Consider the following 18632-nt stretch of genomic DNA (forward strand, 5'->3'; position numbering starts at 1 on the left):
TGGTCTGGTTCCTACTTCGCCGGGTCGGTCGGCGGGGCGCCACTCACCGTGCTCAAGCAGTACATCGAGCAGCAGAAACGACCTGTGTGAGCGAAGCTGCCGACAAAACCTGAAAGGTCAGGGCACGCTCGCGCCCTAGCGGGCACTCCCGCGTGGGCCTTCACCCCCGGCGTAAACGCCGGAGCACTGGCCCACATTCTGTAGACGAGCCGCTGGTTGTCGTCGGTGATGAACGCCGTGCTCGGCCAGGTGTCCGGTGAGCCGCCCGCGATGTGGGTGGTGGTCGTGTCGTAGTACACGCGAAGGCTCGTCCGGTTGGGCGAGCCGCTGGCGAAGGCGATCCAGCGGTAGGCGAGCGCCCGGCCGTCCTTACTGAGGAAGATCGGTTCGGCCCGCCCGGCGCTGGTGTCGCTGACCCGGCAGTCGGCCGCGGTCGGGGGCGGGTTGCTCAGCGCCTTGATCACGAAACACGACGTGAGGCGGTCCGGCGAAGTGTAGGACAGGACGACGACCTGCCCATCGCCGGAGATGAGCGGGGCGGCGACGTCGGCGCCGGGGAAGATCTCGGTGGTGGTGCCGCTGGGCGCGTTGTAGAGCCAGCTGTGCCGCTTGCCGGCGGAGTCGGCCGTGGACCACACCACCCGGTTGCCGTCGCCGGACAGCATCCCCCTGCCCGGCGGCGTCAGAGCGCACTCCGGGCCGCTCAGCCCGGTGCAGTTGGTCAGCTTCTGTGCCGCGGCGCCCTTGACCTGGCGGTAGAGGTTGGCGGCCTGGCCGGATGCGGACTTCCAGTAGAGGACCACCTGTCCGTTGTCGCTGACGCCGTAGATCTGAGCGTTGTCCTCGGTCGTCCATGAGGTCCCGGCCGTGATGTCGTGGACCACGCCTCTGAAGACGCCGGGCCGGGCGTAGCTGGACCCGGTCGCCGCCCATGCCGCCGGCGGTGCCTGTCGAGTCGGGCCGCCCCGGATACTCGGTGCTGCTGGCGAGGTCCGCGCCCAGTGTGCTGGGCGGGCCGGGGAAGACGATGTCCAGCGGCTTCAGGACGGTGGTGCCGGACGGCTCGCCCGTGCCGTTGTTGTTCTGCGCGATCACCGACACGGTGTAGCTCACGCCGGGCTTGAGCCCCTGGATGAGCTGGTGCGTGGCGTCGCCGTCGTAGGCGTACACCGATTTGATGCCGCTGCCGTCGTCGGCTGTGGCGGTGACGACGTACCCGCTGATGGGGCTTGCCCCGTGGTCGGCCGGCGGCGTCCAGCTCACCGAGGCGCCGCGCAGGGTGGGCTTGGTGTAGGCGTCGAGCTGGGGCGGGCCGGGGGTGCCGTACTGGGTGCCGACGATCACTCCGCCCCGGCCCTCCAGCTGGGGATGCCCGCCGGTGGCCGGGCTGACCACGGCGACCTCGGCGATCCCTTCCTGCGGCGACATGTACAGCCCGCCCGGGGTCACGGTTCCGGGGCCGCTCACGTACGCCCGGCAGGTCGACCACCAGGGCCGGGCCGACCACGCCGTACACGAGGAGTTGGATGTCGGTGGAGACCGTGGCGGTGAGACTGGAGTCGCCGAAGAGGCCCACCCCGCCGTCGAGGTAGAAGCCGGGCCCGTCGTCGACCGGGGTGCAGGTCGTGCCGCCCTTGACGACGTGGCAGCGGGTGCCGAGCGTCTTGTCCCAGTGCACCGAGAAGGTCGCCCCGACCGAGGCCCCGCCCTCGATGCCCAGCGCGACCGAGAAGCGCAGGCAGACCACGACGGGGACCCGGCCCAGGTTGAAGGTGAAGCAGGGCCCGTTGACGTGCCCGATGTGCACCCGCTTCTCGAACTCCTGGCTGAGGTTCTGCTTCACGCGCAGCTCGGAGCTGACGCTCGTGGAGTTGGTGATGTCGACGCCGCGGGCGCTGGAGTCGGTTCCGGCGCTCATCTTGGTCTGCTGCTGGAGGGTGACCTGGCCCTCGACCTTCGTGACCAACCGGCCCTTCTCCTGGAAGCTGTGCTCCACCTCGATGACGAGGGCGCCGTCGCGCAGGACCACTCCCCCGCCGCCGAGCGCCCAGACCCCCTGCTTCACCGGCCGCACCAGGCGCGCCCCCGGCAGAGACGGCACGAACGTCACCTGGTCACCGCTGTCGACCTGGCCGTCCACCGCGAAGTTGGCGTCGGTGAAGGCCTCGGCCAGTGTCGCGGGGACGGTTTGGACGATGAACAGCCCGTTCTGCCTGATGGTCTGGACCACCTTGCCGAAGAAGCCTTCGGGCGTGAGCGTGCTCTGCCCGATGACGAGCAGGGTGCCCGCGGTGAGCCCGGTGACCTCCGCCGGAGGATTGTCGAACTCCAGCGCCTGGCCCTCGTGCACGGTGCGCAGGGTGGCCGCCGCCTCCGGGGAGAGCACCACCGGAGCGCTCTTCACCGTGAGCTTGGGCGTGATCGCCTGGGTGGGCGCGTCGGCCACGCCGGTGCCCGAGGCGTTGGCGGCGCGGGCGGTGAAGGTGTAGGCGGTGGCGGGATCCAGCCCGGACAGCGTGGCGGTGGTGCCGGTGACCGTGGCGGTCTTGCCGCCCGGACTGGCCGTCACCGTGTAGGAGGTCACCGGGCTGGTGCCGGTGACGGCCGGCGGGTCCCAGGTCAGCTGCACGCTGCCGGAGGCGGGCAGCCCCGCGCGCAGGTGGTCGGGCGGGCCCGGCGGCAGGCTCGCCGACGGTGTGACGGGCTTGGCGGTGGAGGCGGCGCTCGCTCCGGCCGCGTTCCTGGCCACCACCGACACGGTGTACGCGGTGCCGTCGGCCAGGCCGGTCACCGAGGTCACCGTGGTGTCGGGCGCGGTGTCGACGGACCGGCCGCCGGGCTGCACCGTCACGGTGTACCCGGTGATCGCCGAGCCGCCGTCGACGGCGGGCGCCCACTGCACGTCCACCCGCTGGTCGAGCGGGGTGACCAGCAGTCCGGGCGGGGACATCGGGACGTCGGCGGGCTGTGGGCGCACCGGGTTGGACGGCGCGGAGGCCTCGCCCGGGCCGGCGGCGTTGACCGCGCTCACGGTGAAGGTGTAGCCGGTGCCGTCGGTGAGACCGGTGAGCGTCGCCTCCAGCGTGCCGGCGGGCACGCTCGCGGTCTTGCCACCAGGGGTGGAGGTCACCGTGTACCCGGTGATCGGCGCGCCGCCGTCCGCCGGCCCGCGCCACTTCACGGTGGCCCTCCCCTGGCCCGCCGTCGCCGTGACCCCGCTCGGCGGGGCGGGTACGGTAGCGGCCCTGTAGTAGTCGAAGGTGTCCACGGCGACGCTGATGTTCGCGCTTCCGGTGTTGAGGATCACGAACGTGCCGCCGGGCCCCAGCTTGACCGGCACAAGGCTGGACCAGAAGTCGTTCGGCTGGTAGGCGATCGATCCGCCGCTCGGGACGCTCTGCTGCCCGCCGGGATAGACCCGGATCATGCCGTTGGCCGTGCCTTTCGCGGTGATGTTCACCCCGACGGCGGACACACCGCTCGCGGGCACTCCTCCCTTGCCGAGCGGGGCGACGGTGGCGGTGGCGCCGGCCGCGACCGTGACGTTGCCGGCGATCCTCGCCGGAGCCACGGGCACCAGCGCCGACGGGGACACCGCGGCGGCGGGCGTCACGAAGTAGCCCGCCACATCGGCGTACACACCGGGGCCCGCCCGCGATCGACGCGTTGCTCAGCACGCGGACCCTTGCCTCGTAGTACTGGCCGGGGCCCGGCTGCAGCGGCTCGGCGGTGGCCACCTGCACCGCGGCGGCCGCCGGGCCTGCCAGACCGGATAAGGCGAGGGCAAAGGACAAGAGCCACCGTACGATCACATCGGCCTCCTCGCCGCGGCACACGATCCCGGCGCAACGGCTCGGGATTCGGGTCGTTGTGGGCCGGTGTCCCGCGCACTCGCCCCAGGACGCCGATCGGCGTGTCAGTTCCGCCGTGTGCCGTCCGGACCGTTCAACAGGGCGATGCCCAGCGTGGTGGCGGTGTGGTGTGCGGTGTTGCGGTAGCGGGTCGTATGGATGAGCCCGGCCTCCCGCAAAACGGTGGCGTGCTGGCTCGCGCCTGGAGGCGTGGTGCCGCTCAACCCGGCCAGTTCCGTGGTGGTGCAGCCGGGGTGTTCGGCGATGACGCTCAGTACGGCGGCGCGGGTGTTCCCGAGCAGCGCGGCCAAAGCGGCTGTGGAGCCCGGGACCTCCTGCTCAGGGACCAGGGCGGTCAACCGGTCGAGAGACAGATCGCCGGGGAGGGGATAGGTGACCTGCGGTTGGCTCTCGTCGTCGTCGACGATGGAGCGCGATGCGAAGGCCGACGGCACCAGCACGATGCCCTGCCCTTGAAGATACAGATCGTGGTCGAGCCCATTCGCCATCCGCACTTCCAGCACCGGTGGGTTCCAACGCATCCAGAGCGGGTTGGCCAGAGTGAGCAACCGCTCGACGCCTCCGGTGAGCAGATGCTGGGTCCGGACAGCGCGATCAGCCGCGAAACAGCCGGTGAGCCGCTGCCAATAGGGGCCCAGTAGCTGCTCGTACAGCTGCTCGAGCGCCTCCCACAGCTGTCCGCGCAGCGTTTCGTCGTCGCCGAGACGGCGAGCCCATGTGGGGACGCTCTGCAGCTCCGCCATCGCGGCGAGTTCGTTGTTCATCACGTCGGGCGGGGTCGCTCTGACTTCCTCGACCAGTTCTGGCAGGGTGCCGGCCTTACCCGGGCCGAGAAAGGTCGGTGCCCACCCGACCGCGGGAACCAGGGATAACACCATGCGCGCGTGCTGCGGCAGCCGGGGCATGACCCGTCGGCGCCAGCCGTCCAACCACGCCGCTTCACGGTCTTGCAACATCCGTATCGCCAGCTGCAGCTCCGCCAAGGGCATTGGCGCCTCGGCCACCCGCGTACGAGCAAGATCCTGACTGGTGAAGTGAACGCGATAAACCATCGACGCCCCCCGTATTTGGCATCCCCTGAGGTGATTCTTCCCGGACGTCATTATTCAGGCCAGCCTGAATCTCCTGGAGATTCCGTCCCCGAAGCTACACGCTGGACCTCGGACCCGGTTTCAGGCCTGACCGACCAGCTCATTCAGGCGTACTTGGTCTCTCCCGGAAGGATTGACGAGCGTGCTGCGCATCCACTTCACCGGCGCCGATCTGGCGCGGACCCGGATCGCCCGGGAACCCGACACGATGTGGGAGCTGATGCTCAGCCTGAACCGGCTACGTCGCCGCGAGCACAGCGTGGTCTACGGCGAGTGGAAGCGACGCGCCCTCCGCCGCGTGCCGTCGCTCACCGGGCGGCTGACCACGCTCGCGCCGCCCCGCGGCTACACCGTCGACTTCCTCACCCCGCGAACGGAGTCCGGCTCGCTGGAGGCCGGTATCGAGGGCCTGCGCCGCACGCCGCGCCACCGGCTGCGCGCCGACTTGGCGGAACTGTCGCACAGGCACTCCACCACCCGGCTGCCCTCCTGGACCCACGGCCTGGCGGCCGGCGGTACGCAGGAGGTGGAAGCCGTCGCGACGGCGGCCGGCGCCTACTTCCAAGCGTGCCTGTCGCCGTACTGGTCCCAGATCCGGGTGGAGGTCGGCAAGGACCGGACACGCCGCTCCCGCCTGCTGTCGGAGGGCGGCTGGGAGGCGGTGTTCGCCACGTTGCACCCGTCGGCGCGCTGGTCGTACCCGGTGCTGGAATTGGCCTACCCGGCCGAGCACGACATCCATTTGGAGGGACGCGGGCTGATCCTGCAGCCGTCCTTCTTCTGCCGCCAGGCCCCCGTCACCTTGCGCGATCCGGAGCTTCCGCCGGTTCTGGTCTATCCCATCGAGCATGACCCGGCGTGGGCGCACGGCGTGGGCGGCGATCCGCCGCAGACCTTGGCCGACCTGCTCGGACTCACCCGCGCCCGGGTACTGGAGGCCGTCGCTGCCGGCGCGTGCACGACGTCCGAGCTGGCGCGGCAGCTGCGCGTCCCTCCCTCCACCGCCAGCCGCCAGGTCACGACCCTGCGCGAAGCCGGGCTGGCGACGAGCCAGCGTCACGGTCAGACGGTGCTCCACTCCGCCACCCATCTGGGCACCGCCCTCCTCAACGGCCACCGCCACGACCTGACCGAGTAGGGTGCGTCACTGCTCAGGGCTCTCTGAGGTCAGTTCAGCTGGTCCGCCGTGGTTCTGCCCCATACCGGTCGGCCACCCAACCCGGTGGTTAGGGTGAGCAGCCCATCTCCGACGCGCTCCGTGGGGTCGTCGGCTGTACGCAACCGCCGGCCTCGCCCTCAGGCGTCGAGCCCGGCCTGGAGATCGCGGTCGGCGAGACCACTCCCCTGGACGTGCGGCCTCGTCGCACACGGGGCCAGTGCGCCCTGCGGGGCTGAGAGTTCGCGCCGGGCATGCGAGACACGATGCCGTCAGCCGTGCGGTGCATCCCAGCCGTCGTCGACGTCCTCGAGGCGCAGGCCGGCAGCCCTGGCCTGCGTTTCCTGGATCGCCATGGCGAGATCGTCCCTTGGTAGGGCTGCGATGCCGTTGACTCAGGGCATCGGTGTGGCGGGCAAGGTCTTCACAGCGGCCAACCCGTCTTGACGGAACAGGCCCCTACACCAAGGGAAAGGCCGTCCGTTCCCCCGCAGGGGAGACGGACGGCCTCGGGTGCAGCGGTGGCTAGAACTTGTGCCAGCCTCCGAAGTCGCCGCCCCGGCTCTCGCTCCCGTAGAGCCCGATGCGGAGATTGCGGTAGTCGTCCCGGTCGAACCGGTAGGAGTAGCGGCGCCCCTCGAAGGCCTTGACCCAGCGGTAGTGCCAGTCGCCGTCGTCGTCCTGCCACTTGAAGCGGACCCAGTTGTAGTCGTCGTCCCCGTCCACGATCACAATGGCGAAGACGAAGACGACGTCACCGGACCGATCGCGGTGCCATTCCCCCTTGATGTAGCTGCGGTCGCCCCGGTCCTCGCCCCGGCCGAAGCCCGAGTACCACCGGAAGCCGTTCGAAGTGGCAACTGTCGCGGTCGCCGTGGTCGCCGCCACCCCGGTGGTCGCGGCGTTCGCGGCCGGCGCGAGGGCCAGACCCGCTGCCAGAGAGCCGACGACGGCGCCCCCGGCGAGAATGCTGCGAATCTTTCGCATTCCGTCCTCCTGATTAGTTGTGATGTCCAGTAGTCGTTCCGGACGGACATGAACGTAGGAGGTTTCCTGCCGCTGTTCTGCGTAAAAATCCGCACTCGCCGCAACTGTGCTGTTTTACCACCTCAGGGGCCACATGAATGGTGACAGGCCCGTCTATTCGGCATCTACAAAATGTCTACAGAATGTCTGCTTCTCCCGCTACTACGGATTCCGAACAACGCGAAAGAGCTGGTCCCGCTGATGAACGCCTGGAACCCCCTCGCGCTAATGGCCTCGGCCGGACGCGGGGCCATGGGCGAGACAGGCAGGAAGCGCGGTGGCGAGCAGAGCGAGGGCCGCCGCCACCGCAACGATCATCAGGTAGGTGGGCACCGGGACGTACGGCATGGCCAGCGTGTTGCCTGCCCCGACGACCAGTGTGAGGCGCAGCGTGACCTCGCCGATTTAAGTTGGGTATTTATTCGATTATGTGTTTGGGTTTTTGCGTCGCTCCGGCGCCTTTACAAAGTAGATTTTTGGGACAAGTGGAACAAGAGCGGGGGCAGGCTGCCGCGACGACCCGGGTGGCTACGAACCGCGTCCGCCAGCCCCGCTCGAGCAGCGCGGCCAGTCCGGCGTCTTCCGGTCGTCACTCGGAGGCCAACCCTCCTCGCAGGCCGACCCTGGCGTCAGAGCACCACGGCTGATGCTGCCCGATGGTCAGTCGCTACTGGCCGTTCCGATCCTCCCTACGGGGCCCTTTTCGGTTGCTCAGGCGGAATCAGTCGGCGGGCTTGCCGAACCAGCGGGAGAGGTGGTCGTCCAGGTCCTGCTGATCGTCGCCGATCCAGGCGACGTGGCCGTCGGGGCGTAGCAGGACGCACGGGACATCCAGTGCCGCAGTGGGATCCGCGAGGTAGTCGACCCGGTCCGACCAGCCGCCGACGGTCAGGCGTTCGGTGCGGTCCAGCAGCAGGCCGCGGCCGCGGTGCAGCAGACCGTACAGGTGGCCCTGTTTCACGTCGATGTCGCGCAGGCGGCGGCCGAGCAGGTCGGGGCCCGCGCCGAAGTCGTAGCGGATGCCGATCGCGGTGATCTTCTCGATCAGATGGCGGTTCACCTCGTCGAAGTCCATGAGTTCGGTGAGCAGCCTGCGCACGGCCTGCGGGCCCGGTTCGGTGGAATGCAGTTCCATCTGGGCGCGGGTGTTGTCCAGCACGTCCTCGGCGACCGGATGACGTTCGGTCTGGTAGGTGTCCAGCAGTGTTTCCGGTGCCCAGCCGCGGATCTGGGCGGCCAGTTTCCAGCCGAGGTTGACTGCGTCCTGGACGCCCAGGTTGAGGCCTTGTCCGCCGGTGGGTGGATGGATGTGTGCCGCATCGCCGGCCAGGAGCACCCGTCCGACCCGATACCGTTCGGCCAGCCGGGTGGCATCCCCGAAGCGGGACAGCCAGCGCGGGGAGTGCACGCCGAAATCGGTTCCGGCGATGGCGCGCAGCTGTTGTTGGAAATCGTCGAGGGTGGGCGGTTCCGCGCGGTCGCTGACTCCCGCGGCGGGGACGACGACGCTGTAGACGCCCTGGCCGAAGGGCCTGAGCCAGAATGGCTTATGGGTGTCTTGGAGTTGCGCCACCTTGGCGGTGATCTCCTCCTGCGGCACGCCTACTTCCATCTCGCCCATCAGCGTCTCGGTCCGTGAGGGCTCGCCGGGGAAGCCGACGCCGAGCAGTTTGCGCACCGTACTGCGCCCGCCGTCACAGCCGATGAGATAGCGCGAACGCAGGCGTTCGCCGTCCGCCAGCTCGACGGTCACCCCCTCGTCCTCCTGCTCGAGATCGGCCACCGCGCAACCGCGCCGAACCTGCGCACCCAGTTCGATCGCGTGTTCTTCAAGCAGACGCTCTATGACCGGCTGCGGGATACCCAGCAGATAGGCGTACGCGGAATCCAGGCCCTTGGGCGCGGGTTTGGGGATGGCGGCGAAGAAGCCGGCGGCCGGACGCTGTCTTCCGTGTTCGAGCATGCGATCCAGCAGTCCGCGCATTGCCATCAGCTCGAGACTGCGAATATGCAGACCGACTATGCGGACGAACGACTTGGGCTCGGTTTCCTTCTCCAGAACGAGTACCCGCACATCGTGCAGGCGCAGTTCGGCGGCCAGCATCGCGCCAGTTGGGCCGCACCCGGCAATGATCACGTCGAACATGGGCGCGCGATCGGAGGCCGGCGACCGGAGGCCGGGGATGTCGCGCTCGACCGTATCGTTCGACGACGGCTCGGCGGGGAACTGCGGAGAGTGCATAGGTGTTGCCTTTCGGGAGTGCCTTGTTGTCGAGGCGCTCCCGGCGACACCTACATCAATCGCCGGCCGTGACCGGAAGGGGGAGCACCCACATCGATACAGCGTTCATGGGTCTCACCTCCTGGGGCGGTGTCACGGTCGACTGCAAGCTACAAGCCCGAGCATCATCCCGTCCAATCCTTTTCCAGCCACGTGATCACGGCTCCAGACGGGCCCGTGCGGCTGCGGGGCGAATCCGGTGTGGCGGCCCGGCTGGCCCGGTCACGCTCAGATCGACCCGGACGGAGGCTCGTCGGCCGGGAGCCGCAGTGCCACGATGCGGCGGGCCTCCGATTCGTCCATGCCGAACATCCGCAGGACGTTGAGCACGGTCTGGTCGGCGACGTCGTCGACCGAGGCCTTCGGGTCGGTGGCGCAGGGGTGCATCGCGGCGATCAGGCAGCCCGCGGCATCATCACCTGCGCCAGCCGGGGGCGGTGCGGACGAGCCGGCCGGTGAGTCGCATCGACGTCGCGAAGACCTCAGCGGGGTCGTCGACGTCGGCGAACAGCCTCTCCAGCCATGCGGCGTGGGTCTCGAGCGCCTCGGCGATCGCCGCGTCGAGTAGTTCCGCCTTGTAGCCGGGGCGAGCCCGTTACTCACCGCAGTGCCCCGGACGGTCCCGCGGCCTTGATCACGCGGTCGGGGTCGACGCTGACCCAGGCGACGCCGGCGTTCCGCAGCCAGCGTGCGAGGAACCGTTCGCCCTCGCCGCCCTCCGGATCGACGGTCAGCCAGGCCGATGGCAGGGCGTCGGGGACGGCCGTGCGGCCAGCTTCCAGGCGAGATAGTGCGCGGCGCGGAGCCCGGCGCACAGGCCCGGGTCGATGAACGGCGGTGTGACGTGGGCGGCGTCGTCGCTGTGGCTCACCAGCACGCCGGGTCCGGCGCGATCCGGGCTCGGGAAGGGCGGGCGCGATCGGGCTCGGGAAGGGCGGGCGCGATCCGCAGGCACCGCGGCGACTCCGGGCCGTCGTCATACCGAAGCCGTCTGCCGCAAGGCCGGGATAGAGCCGTCCCGGACGGCCGGCGATCCGGCCGTCCGGCGCCGCCACGTCCGCCTGACCGTGGGCAGGTTCGTGCTGTGGGTGAGCCACCTCGTGCCGCTCGGCTACCTCTACGCGGCGAACTCACTCGCCGGGCTCACGCTGGTCAGCGCGCTGTTCAGCAGGCCGTCGCTGCTGGCGATGACCGCCTTAACCGTCGTGGTCGGACGCCGGGCCTGTACGCCGCTGGCGCCGCACCGCGATCATCAAGTGGTGACTGTCACGCCCGAAAGCCGCTGTAGAAAGGACCCGTCATGACCTCCTCGATTCTCAAGCTGGCCGATGAGATGTGGGGCCGGCGCGAGCCGACCTCCATAGTGGCATCCACCTTGAGTGCCGCCGAGGAGGTCGCCGACGGGGTGCTGATGGTGCCCGGCTTCGGGCACGCCTTCGCCCTCCGGCACGAGCACGGAGTCGTACTCTTCGACACCGGCGTCAAGCTGCTCGCCGACAAGCTGCACGAGCGGGTGACCGCGTGGGACTCCGGGCCGGTCACCCACGCCGTCTACTCCCACGGTCACGTCGACCACGTCGGCGGACTCGGCCCCTTCGACGCCGCCGCCGATGCCCGCGGCGTGCCTCGCCCGCAGGTGATCGCGCATGACAACGTACTCGCGCGCTTCCGGCGCTACGCCGACACGCAGGGCTACAACACGATCATCAACCGCCGCCAGTTCCGCATCCCAGACCTCGTCTGGCCGGCCGAATACCGGGAACCGGACGTCACCTTCTCCGACACCTATGTGGTCGAGGCCGGTGGCCTCCGCCTCGAACTCACCCACCACCGGGGCGAGACAGACGACCACGTGGTCGGCTGGCTCCCCCGGCAGCGGATCCTCTTCCCCGGCGACCTGTTCCTCGGCGTCGCCCCGAACGCCGGCAACCCGCAGAAGGTGCAGCGCTACCCCGTCGACTGGGCCGCCGCCCTGCGCTGGATGGCCTCGCTCGACGCCGAGCTGATGCTCGGCAGCCACGGCATCCCTATCGTTGGCGCCGATCACGTACGCGAGGCCCTGGAGAACACCGCCCGCTACCTGGAGACCCTCGTCGACCAGACGCTCGCTTGCCTCAACGACGGCGCGACACTGGTCGAGACCCTGCACCGGGTGCGGGTGCCGGACGATCTGGCCGCGCTGCATTACCTCCAGCCGCTCTACGACGAGCCGGAATTCATCGTCCGCAACGTATGGCGCCAGTTCGCCGGCTGGTACGACGGCAACCCCGCTCACCTCAAGCCCGCCACCGACGCCGCCCTCGCCACCGAACTCGCCGCGCTCGCCGGCGGCGCCCAGGTCCTCGCCGACCGCGCACTGGAACTGTCCCGCGCCGGCGAGCACCGGCTGGCCTGCCACCTCGCCCAGCTCGCCGGCGACGCCGCCCCGGAGGACAAGGCCGTCCACACCGCCCGCGCCGAGGTCTACGCGCTCCGCGCCGCCCAGGAGCGCAGCACCATGTCGATCGGCATCTTCAGCTGGGCCGAGACCGAATCGCGGGACATCCTGAACGGCCCTGGTGCGATTACCTAGCTCGCGACGAGGTTGGCTGCCCGGATTGCACGCTGGAAAGCTTGTCCACTCGACAGTCAGCGCACTGTCGGGTTCGTCCGTCTCAGGGATGCGAAGCCGGAGACCTGAAACGCCGAGCTGGACATCCAGCTCGGCGAAAAGGATGCCTGGGGTCGTGGCGGCGAGCCTGATCCTGGTCCGGGTTTTCGCACGCCGCCGGTCGTCGAGCTGCTCCGATCGGTTCAGTCGTCGCGCTGGTCACCCAGGAGCAGCATCTGTTCCTCGGCACCGTCCGCGACAACCACTTGGACAAGGCCCTGGCCTCCACCCTTCGAGCGCCAAAGATTGTACCTTTCAAAGAAGATGCTACCTTTCCCGACTAATCGCGAGGGATGGGGAGTACGGATCGATGGCTGTGAGCCCGGGACCTGACCGGCCGAACGTGGTGATCTTCGTCGGAGACGACCACGGCTATGGCGACCTGTCGTGCATGGGATCACCCACGGTGCGAACGCCGCGATTGGACGCGCTGGCGGCCCGCCGACGGGCTCGCCGTCGCGGCGGCCCTTCCCCTGCTGGCGCTGGCGCCGCCGATGCTCACCCTGCTCGGGCTCACCGTCACCACGGCGCTGACCTGCCTCTACTGGTTCATCGTGATCACCAGGACCGCCCCTGTCCGCAGCCTGATCGGAGCGGCCGCGATCACGACGGGAATCGTCGTCGTCTTCATCGAACTGCTCCACGTGCCCACCCCGCTGGGCACCCTGACCGGGATCCGGTAGTCATGGACATCCTCCAGAATCTGACCGACGGGCTGCAGGTGGCCCTCGCCCCGCAGAACCTGCTGTTCGTCCTGCTCGGGCGGTGATCATGCTGGCCGGCGTCTACTACGGCGCCATGTACGGCGGCACCATCACCTCGGTGCTGCTGCGCATCCCCGGCGAGGCGGCCTCGGTCGTCAGCACCGTCGACGGGCACGAAATGGCCCGGCAGGGCCACGCGGGTCGCGCGCTGGGGCTTGCGGCCATCGGCTCCTTCGTCGGCGGGCTGGTCGCCACCTGTTGCCTGGTGCTGTTCGCCTCGGCACTGGCCGACTTCGCGCTGAACTTCGGCTCGCCCGAATACACCGTCCTGGCGCTCCTGGGCCTGATCCTGGTCGCCTACACCTCCGCGGGAACCATGGTCAAGTCGCTGGTTGGCGGTGGGCATCGGCCTGCTGCTGGCCTCCATCGGGCAGGACCCGATGTCGGGCGCGAGCCGGTGGGCGTTCGGCGTGCCCGACCTCATGGGCGGCATCGACATCGTGGCCGTGATCATGGGCCTGTTCGGGCTGACCGAGATCCTCGTCAACATCGTCGAGAACCGGCGCGGCGTGTCCACGACCAACGCCGTCGGCCGGGTGCTCCCCACGGGCCGCGACCTCAAGGAGAACACCGGGGCCATCGGCCGGGGCTCGCTGATCGGCACCGGGCTCGGGCTGGTGCCCGGCGGCGGCGGGGTGCTGGCGTCGCTGGTCTCGTACGGCGTGGAACGCAAGATCTCCCGCACGCCGGAGCGGTTCGGCCACCCGGACATCTTCTGGGGCGTGGTGGGTTCCATGGTGGTCGGCAACCTGATCCTGCTCGTCATGAACATCCCGCTGCTGCCGGTCTTCGTACGGATCGCGAAGATCCCGCCCGCCGTGATGTCCACGCTCACCGTGGCGATCCTCATCGTCGGCGCGTACACCATCAACGGCAACACCTTCGACGTCGCCGTCATGGTGGCCGCCGGCCTGGCCGGCTATCTCCTGCGGAGCATCGGCGTCCCGCCCGCGCCGATCGTGCTGGCCTTCATCCTGGGCCCGATCTTCGAGACCAACTTCCGCCGGTCGCTGGTGCTCTCCGACGGCGGCTTCGGCATCTTCGCCTCCTCGCCGACGGCCGTCGTACTGCTCGCCCTGACGATACTTGTCCTCATCAGTACGGCGCTGCCCTTGGTCCGTCAGCGCCGCAGGACCCTCGAAGCGGAGAACTGACCAGTGACCGTACCGCTCCGCCCGGCACGCGTCCCTGGCGCGACGTCGTCCGAACGACCCGGCCCCAAGGCGGGACGGCGAATGGCCGTCCCGGTGACGAGTAGGGTGATCGTATGTCGGCTGCGACTCTCCATTCGGCGGTTCTCGACGCACTGGGTTCGGACATCGTCAGCGGAGAACTGCCCGCCGGATCCGTCCTCACCCTGGAGAGCCTGCAACAGCGATACTCCGTCTCCAGAGGGGTGGCGCGTGAGTGCATGCGCATCCTGGAATCGCTGCGCATGGTCACCTCACAGCGCCGCACCGGCATCTGCATCTCGCCTGAGCAGCAGTGGAACGTCTACGACACCCGGGTGATCCGCTGGCGCCTGGACAGCAAGCACCGCGCCGCCCAGCTTCGCTCTCTCACGGAGCTGCGCCTTGGCATCGAGCCGATCGCGGCGCACCTGGCCACCCTGCGGGCCTCCGCCGACGAGCGCGCCGCACTCCGTGCCGCCGCGCAGGACATGCGCCGCTACGGCACGACGCACCGGCCGATGCGCTACCTCGCCGCGGACATCGAGTTCCACCGGATCATCCTCGGCGCCTCCGGCAACGGGATGTACACCGCCCTCGCCGATCCGATCGCGGAAGTCCTCAGGGAGTCACCGACTCACGGCCGCTCCGACTACCCCGTCCCCGAGACCATCGGCTATCACGAGGCCGTCATGGAAGCCATCTGCGCCGGAGACCCGGACGCCGCCGAGCGGGCGATGACGACCCTCCTCAGCGATGTCCGCAGCGCGTTGAGACTGCTGTAGAGAGCCTCGGCGCATCTCTCGAGCGCGACGCGAGCAGCACGCACAGTTCCACGAGTGGAGGTAGGCGCTGGCATTGAACTGCTGGATGGTCCGAGCCTGACACCTCCTGGGCTGGGGTGTCAGGCTCGGTGACCGCGTGGGGGCTCAGAGCTTGCGGATCGATACGGCGTTGTCGCCGATCCCGCCGCCTCGGGGGTACACGCACAGGTAGGTCTGTACGACGGCGACGACGGTCCAGCCGGGCGGCGCCGATTGGACGCCGCAGATGATGAGGGTGCGGCCGGAGGGCAGACCGTTGATGTTGGTGAGGGTCTGCTGGTTATTGAGGACGCCGTTGGGAGTCTTGCTGATTTCGCAGTTGAAGGAGTAGGACAGCGCCGTGGCATAGAACCCGGCCGGGGGCGGAGGCGTGATGCAGGTGGTCACCGTGCCACCGGCGGCGGTGTCGCTGATGACCTGGAGGGTTTTCGCGTTGTAGTAGATGGTGCCGGGCTGGCCACACTGGTACCAGTCGAAGTAGGCCGTCGGCATCGAGCCGGTGGGGATGGGGGCGTTCGCGCAGACGTTCGAGCTGGGGCCGAGCATCCGCGCCGATCCTTCTGCCGGAGAGGGAGAAAGACACATGACGGCGGCCGCCGCGACGACGATGGCGGTCAGCAGTCTTCTCATCGGCGCTCCTGTCGAATCGATGTTGGGGGGACATCACGGCTCATCATTACTGGGCATCTGCCTCCGAGAAATGCTTATTGTTGCCTAAAAGAGCGAATGTCATTTTTTGTCACGCATATTGCGTTTTTCGGCAACGTCTGGAGTGTCCTGCGCGGGCTCCAAGCACGAGACCTTCTCGAACGCCGTTACGAGGACGGCGACGAGGTGACGGCGGTCCACCACTTCGAACTCCCCATGGCCGGCCGGTCTGTCCAGATCCAGACGCAATTCCTCACCGCGTCGGTGTGAAGGGCACCCACCTTCGAAGCCGCGATCACGGCCATCGCCTAATTCTCTCCGGCGGCGAGTTCGCCGAAGAGGCGGTTCGCAGAGGGAGAGGTGAACTGGCGTTCCAGTTCCGCTCGGGCGATCTGCTTGCGGAACTCTCCCTCGTAGGAGGCGTCACCGGCGTTGTGCATGGTCTCGGTAATCCATGTGGCGAATGCTTGATAGTTCCAGATATGGGGATGTGCCGGTACCTCGGCCAGGACGCTCAGCCAGGCATACCCGTACTCATGGGAGTGGCGAGTGAGGGCGCCGGCGGGAATGGCCGCCCTGCTGACGCCACGGTCGCCGTCGCAGCCGGCGACGAAGTCGCAGCTGACGACCTTCGTCGAACCGGCGGCGTCTCGATAACGCACAAGGGGACGCTCGCCGCCGACGTCTTCCAGGCGAACGTCGGCGGCCTCGAAGCGGAGGTCTCCGCCGTCGCGGCGGAAAACATCCGTGAGGTTCCGTACGAGTACCTGCTGAGGGCAGAAGAGACTGGCGTTGTCGTCGTTCTCCTCGAACTCGATCGGCAGTTCTTCACCGTCGATCCAGAAGCCGCCCTCAGCCTGCGAGATGGGGTCACCCTCCAGCACCTCGTCGAGCCCCCATTCACGGAACATTCGAACCCCGCGGCTGTCGATGGTCCCCGCTCGTTGCCGCCGCTCGACGTATTCACGGCTGTGCTTCTCCAGAACGACGCAGCCGATGCCGTTGCGCAGCAGGAAATTGCCGAGCGTAAGTCCGGCGACCCCGGCCCCTACGATGACTACGGCGGTGTCCTCGCCTGTTTCCACCATGTATTTCCGGACCTCCGTGAAGAGTGCGGCGTGCCGACCACCACTCTGGGACCCGACAGTGGTCGCCGACCACCGATAAATGGCCACCGAATACCGGAAACCCGCCAATTTAGTGCACGCGGGGCCAGCGTGGTTACTTCGCGCCGCCGCGCAGATCTGCTTGGTAGCGGCCCGGGGTCTGGCCGACGACCTCGGTGAACGCCTCGATGAAGCTCGAGGGGTTGGACCACCCGCACTCCGTCGCGGTCTCGGTGACAGACCGGCCGTCGGTGAGATGGACCAAGGCGTGGTGGATACGCAGGATGGTGCGCCAGCGGTGGAAGCTCATGCCCAGCTCGGTATGGAACAGGCGGCTCAAGGTGGGCTCGCTCGCTCCCACGGTCCGGCCCAGCTCGGTCAGGGTCGCGGTGCGGCCGGGATCGGCGTGCAGGAGATCGGTGACGGCACGCAGCCGGTCGTCGCGCGGTTCGGGCAGGTGCAGGGACTGCTCCGGGGTCTCGGCGAGCTCGTCGATCACCACCGCGCGCAGCCGTTCGTAGGCGCCGGGGCGCGGCGCCCGCCGTTCGGTCAGCGCCAGGAGGGCCTCTCGCGGCAGGGGGCTTACCGCGAACACGCTGGGGTGTGCCACGAGCGCGTCGCACAGGCCGGCCGGGATGGTGACGAGCCGGATGTCGGTCCTGCCGTAGAAGCGATGGGAGTGATCGAAGCCGGGCGGCGTCCAGGTCGCCCGGTTGGCCGGGGCGACCCAGGTCCCGCGCGCCGTCGTGGTGGCCAGGGCGCCGGCGGCCGCGTACACCAGCTGGCCCTCGGTATGAGAGTGGGTGCCGAGGTGGTAGCCGTGCGGCAGCCAGCCCCCACCACTGGGCGGTGACGTCACCGGTGACGTCGAGGGCGGCGGGAAAGGCGGGAAAGGCTGGCGGGTTTCCGGCATCGATCGCCAGCCTATGTCGTCGGCGAGCTCGCTGACGGGGCTCAGGCGACACGATGGTCGTCGAGGGCATCGGGATCCCAGTCGATCCCGATGCCGGGGACGTCGGGCGGTGTCATCTGGCCGTCCTCGATCACCGGAGAGCCCCGGGTGATCGCCCGCAACTGCGGGATGTACTCGACGTACATCCCGTTCGGCACCGCGGCGGCCAGGCTGACGTGCAGTTCCATGAGGAAGTGCGGGCTCACCGCGACGTTGAACGCCTCGGCGGCGTGGGCGACCTTCAGCCATGGGGTGATCCCGCCGATGCGGGCCACGTCGACCTGCACGATGCCGACCGCGCCCGCGGCCAGGTAGTCGCCGAACCGCTGGACGGAGTAGAGGGATTCGCCGACCGCCACCGGCACCGAGGTGGAGGCCGCCAGTCTCCGGTGTCCGTGCAGGTCGTCGGCCGGCAGCGGCTCCTCGAACCAGGCGATGCCGAGCGGCTCGTAGGTCCGGGCGCGCCGGATCGCCTCCGCGGAGGTGAACGCCTGGTTGGCGTCGACCATGACCTCGAAGCCCGGTCCCACCGCCTCGCGGACGGCCGCGAGGCGGTCGGCGTCTTCGGCGAGCGACGGCCTGCCCACCTTGATCTTCACCCCGCGCAGCCCGGCTGTGGCCGCCCGCTTCGCGCCGTCCACCAGTTCCTCGACGGGCAGGTGCAGCCAGCCGCCCTCGGTGTCGTAGACGGGCAGCCGCTCGTGCGCGCCTCCTGCCATCCGCCACAGCGACTCACCGGTACGGCGGCCGCGCAGGTCCCAGAGCGCGGTGTCGACGGCGGCGAACGCCAGTGAGGTGATGGCTCCGACGGTGGTCGCGCGGGTCTGGTCGAGCATGTGCCGCCACAGCGCCTCGACCGGCCGGGCGTCCCGGCCCAGAAGCGCCGGGACCAGGTGCTCGGTGATGAGTGACGTCACGGCCCGCCCGCCGGTCCCGATCGTGTAGGAGTACCCGGTGCCGGACAGCCCGTCGGAGGTGTGCACGGTGACCAGCACCGTCTCCTGCTTGACGAAGGACTGCATCGCGTCGACGCGGACGGCCGCCGGTTGCAGGTCGACCAGCTGGACGTCGATTCGTTCGATTCGGGGCATGT

The 18632-nt window shown here is 69.1% G+C and carries 18 protein-coding genes and 2 pseudogenes; 9 read left to right on the forward strand and 11 right to left on the reverse strand.

What is annotated here, in order from left to right; genetic code table 11:
- Positions 1-90: transposase (locus ACGFJ2_RS56740; RefSeq protein ID WP_393483491.1), on the forward strand; the 90-nt coding region annotated here is incomplete at its 5' end.
- A 279-nt stretch (positions 91-369) separates the two neighbouring features.
- Here the strand turns inward: ACGFJ2_RS56740 and ACGFJ2_RS56745 are convergent.
- From ACGFJ2_RS56745 to ACGFJ2_RS56755, 3 genes and pseudogenes are all read right to left on the reverse strand, one after another.
- Positions 370-1428 (reverse strand): fibronectin type III domain-containing protein, encoded by a 1059-nt coding sequence (locus ACGFJ2_RS56745; RefSeq protein ID WP_393483494.1) that lies wholly within the window; start codon positions 1426-1428, stop codon positions 370-372.
- A gap of 1009 nt (positions 1429-2437) precedes the next feature.
- Positions 2438-3427, reverse strand: a pseudogene (locus ACGFJ2_RS56750) (fibronectin type III domain-containing protein); the annotation flags it as partial.
- 489 nt (positions 3428-3916) lie between these two features.
- Positions 3917-4855 carry an ArsR/SmtB family transcription factor gene (locus ACGFJ2_RS56755; RefSeq protein ID WP_393483307.1) on the reverse strand — a complete coding sequence of 313 codons (939 nt, stop codon included), beginning with the start codon at positions 4853-4855 and terminating at the stop codon, positions 3917-3919.
- A gap of 250 nt (positions 4856-5105) precedes the next feature.
- Between ACGFJ2_RS56755 and ACGFJ2_RS56760 the strand changes: the two genes are divergently transcribed.
- Complete coding sequence (locus ACGFJ2_RS56760; protein WP_393483310.1) at positions 5106-6101, forward strand: ArsR/SmtB family transcription factor; 996 nt, start codon at positions 5106-5108, stop codon at positions 6099-6101.
- Between the two features lie 543 nt (positions 6102-6644).
- Here ACGFJ2_RS56760 and ACGFJ2_RS56765 read toward each other — a convergent pair.
- From ACGFJ2_RS56765 to ACGFJ2_RS56780, 4 genes are all read right to left on the reverse strand, one after another.
- Entirely contained in the window at positions 6645-7106 is a 462-nt protein-coding gene (locus tag ACGFJ2_RS56765; protein ID WP_358183616.1) for a hypothetical protein, read from the reverse strand.
- Positions 7107-7866: 760 nt separating this feature from the next.
- Entirely contained in the window at positions 7867-9291 is a 1425-nt protein-coding gene (gene rox / locus ACGFJ2_RS56770; RefSeq protein WP_393483497.1) for a rifampin monooxygenase, read from the reverse strand.
- 363 nt (positions 9292-9654) lie between these two features.
- Positions 9655-9813, reverse strand: coding sequence for a hypothetical protein (locus tag ACGFJ2_RS56775; RefSeq protein ID WP_357956419.1), 159 nt, complete (start codon positions 9811-9813; stop codon positions 9655-9657).
- A 212-nt stretch (positions 9814-10025) separates the two neighbouring features.
- The gene (locus ACGFJ2_RS56780) at positions 10026-10241 is read right to left on the reverse strand and encodes a hypothetical protein (protein WP_393483315.1); all 216 of its coding nucleotides are present in this window, start codon (positions 10239-10241) and stop codon (positions 10026-10028) included.
- Between the two features lie 12 nt (positions 10242-10253).
- Here ACGFJ2_RS56780 and ACGFJ2_RS56785 point away from each other — a divergent pair, with 12 nt between their 5' ends.
- The 6 genes and pseudogenes from ACGFJ2_RS56785 (at position 10254) to ACGFJ2_RS56810 (ending at position 14794) form a co-directional block, all read left to right on the forward strand.
- Complete coding sequence (locus tag ACGFJ2_RS56785; protein ID WP_393483318.1) at positions 10254-10730, forward strand: hypothetical protein; 477 nt, start codon at positions 10254-10256, stop codon at positions 10728-10730.
- Positions 10727-11998 (forward strand): alkyl sulfatase dimerization domain-containing protein, encoded by a 1272-nt coding sequence (locus tag ACGFJ2_RS56790; RefSeq protein WP_393483321.1) that lies wholly within the window; start codon positions 10727-10729, stop codon positions 11996-11998. The genes ACGFJ2_RS56785 and ACGFJ2_RS56790 overlap by 4 nt, the downstream gene beginning before the upstream one ends.
- 452 nt (positions 11999-12450) lie before the next feature.
- Positions 12451-12759, forward strand: a complete 309-nt coding sequence (locus tag ACGFJ2_RS56795; RefSeq protein WP_357956425.1) for a tripartite tricarboxylate transporter TctB family protein — start codon at positions 12451-12453, stop codon at positions 12757-12759.
- A gap of 115 nt (positions 12760-12874) precedes the next feature.
- A pseudogene (locus ACGFJ2_RS56800) lies at positions 12875-13108 on the forward strand (tripartite tricarboxylate transporter permease); the annotation flags it as partial.
- A gap of 70 nt (positions 13109-13178) precedes the next feature.
- Positions 13179-13994: a tripartite tricarboxylate transporter permease gene (locus ACGFJ2_RS56805; protein WP_393483499.1), complete on the forward strand. Its 816-nt coding sequence runs from the start codon at positions 13179-13181 to the stop codon at positions 13992-13994.
- Positions 13995-14107: 113 nt separating this feature from the next.
- Entirely contained in the window at positions 14108-14794 is a 687-nt protein-coding gene (locus tag ACGFJ2_RS56810; protein WP_357956429.1) for an FCD domain-containing protein, read from the forward strand.
- Between the two features lie 144 nt (positions 14795-14938).
- On the opposite strand, the gene ACGFJ2_RS56815 is transcribed toward ACGFJ2_RS56810, so the two are convergent.
- On the reverse strand, positions 14939-15463 hold the full coding sequence (locus ACGFJ2_RS56815) for a hypothetical protein (protein WP_357956431.1): 525 nt from the start codon (positions 15461-15463) through the stop codon (positions 14939-14941).
- A 96-nt stretch (positions 15464-15559) separates the two neighbouring features.
- Between ACGFJ2_RS56815 and ACGFJ2_RS56820 the strand changes: the two genes are divergently transcribed.
- Positions 15560-15751, forward strand: coding sequence for a hypothetical protein (locus ACGFJ2_RS56820; protein ID WP_357956433.1), 192 nt, complete (start codon positions 15560-15562; stop codon positions 15749-15751).
- Between the two features lie 38 nt (positions 15752-15789).
- Here the strand turns inward: ACGFJ2_RS56820 and ACGFJ2_RS56825 are convergent, their stop codons facing one another.
- The 3 genes from ACGFJ2_RS56825 to ACGFJ2_RS56835 form a co-directional block, all read right to left on the reverse strand.
- A complete protein-coding gene (locus ACGFJ2_RS56825) occupies positions 15790-16569 on the reverse strand; it encodes an FAD-dependent monooxygenase (RefSeq protein ID WP_393483325.1) in 780 nt (259 codons plus the stop codon).
- Between the two features lie 133 nt (positions 16570-16702).
- Positions 16703-17500: a helix-turn-helix domain-containing protein gene (locus ACGFJ2_RS56830; protein ID WP_393483328.1), complete on the reverse strand. Its 798-nt coding sequence runs from the start codon at positions 17498-17500 to the stop codon at positions 16703-16705.
- A gap of 41 nt (positions 17501-17541) precedes the next feature.
- Complete coding sequence (locus tag ACGFJ2_RS56835) at positions 17542-18630, reverse strand: mandelate racemase/muconate lactonizing enzyme family protein (RefSeq protein ID WP_393483331.1); 1089 nt, start codon at positions 18628-18630, stop codon at positions 17542-17544.
- Between the last annotated feature and the right edge of the window lie 2 nt (positions 18631-18632).

Origin of the sequence: Nonomuraea sp. NPDC049028 (genome assembly GCF_043197735.1) — a bacterium.
Taxonomy (GTDB): Bacteria; Actinomycetota; Actinomycetes; order Streptosporangiales; family Streptosporangiaceae; genus Nonomuraea.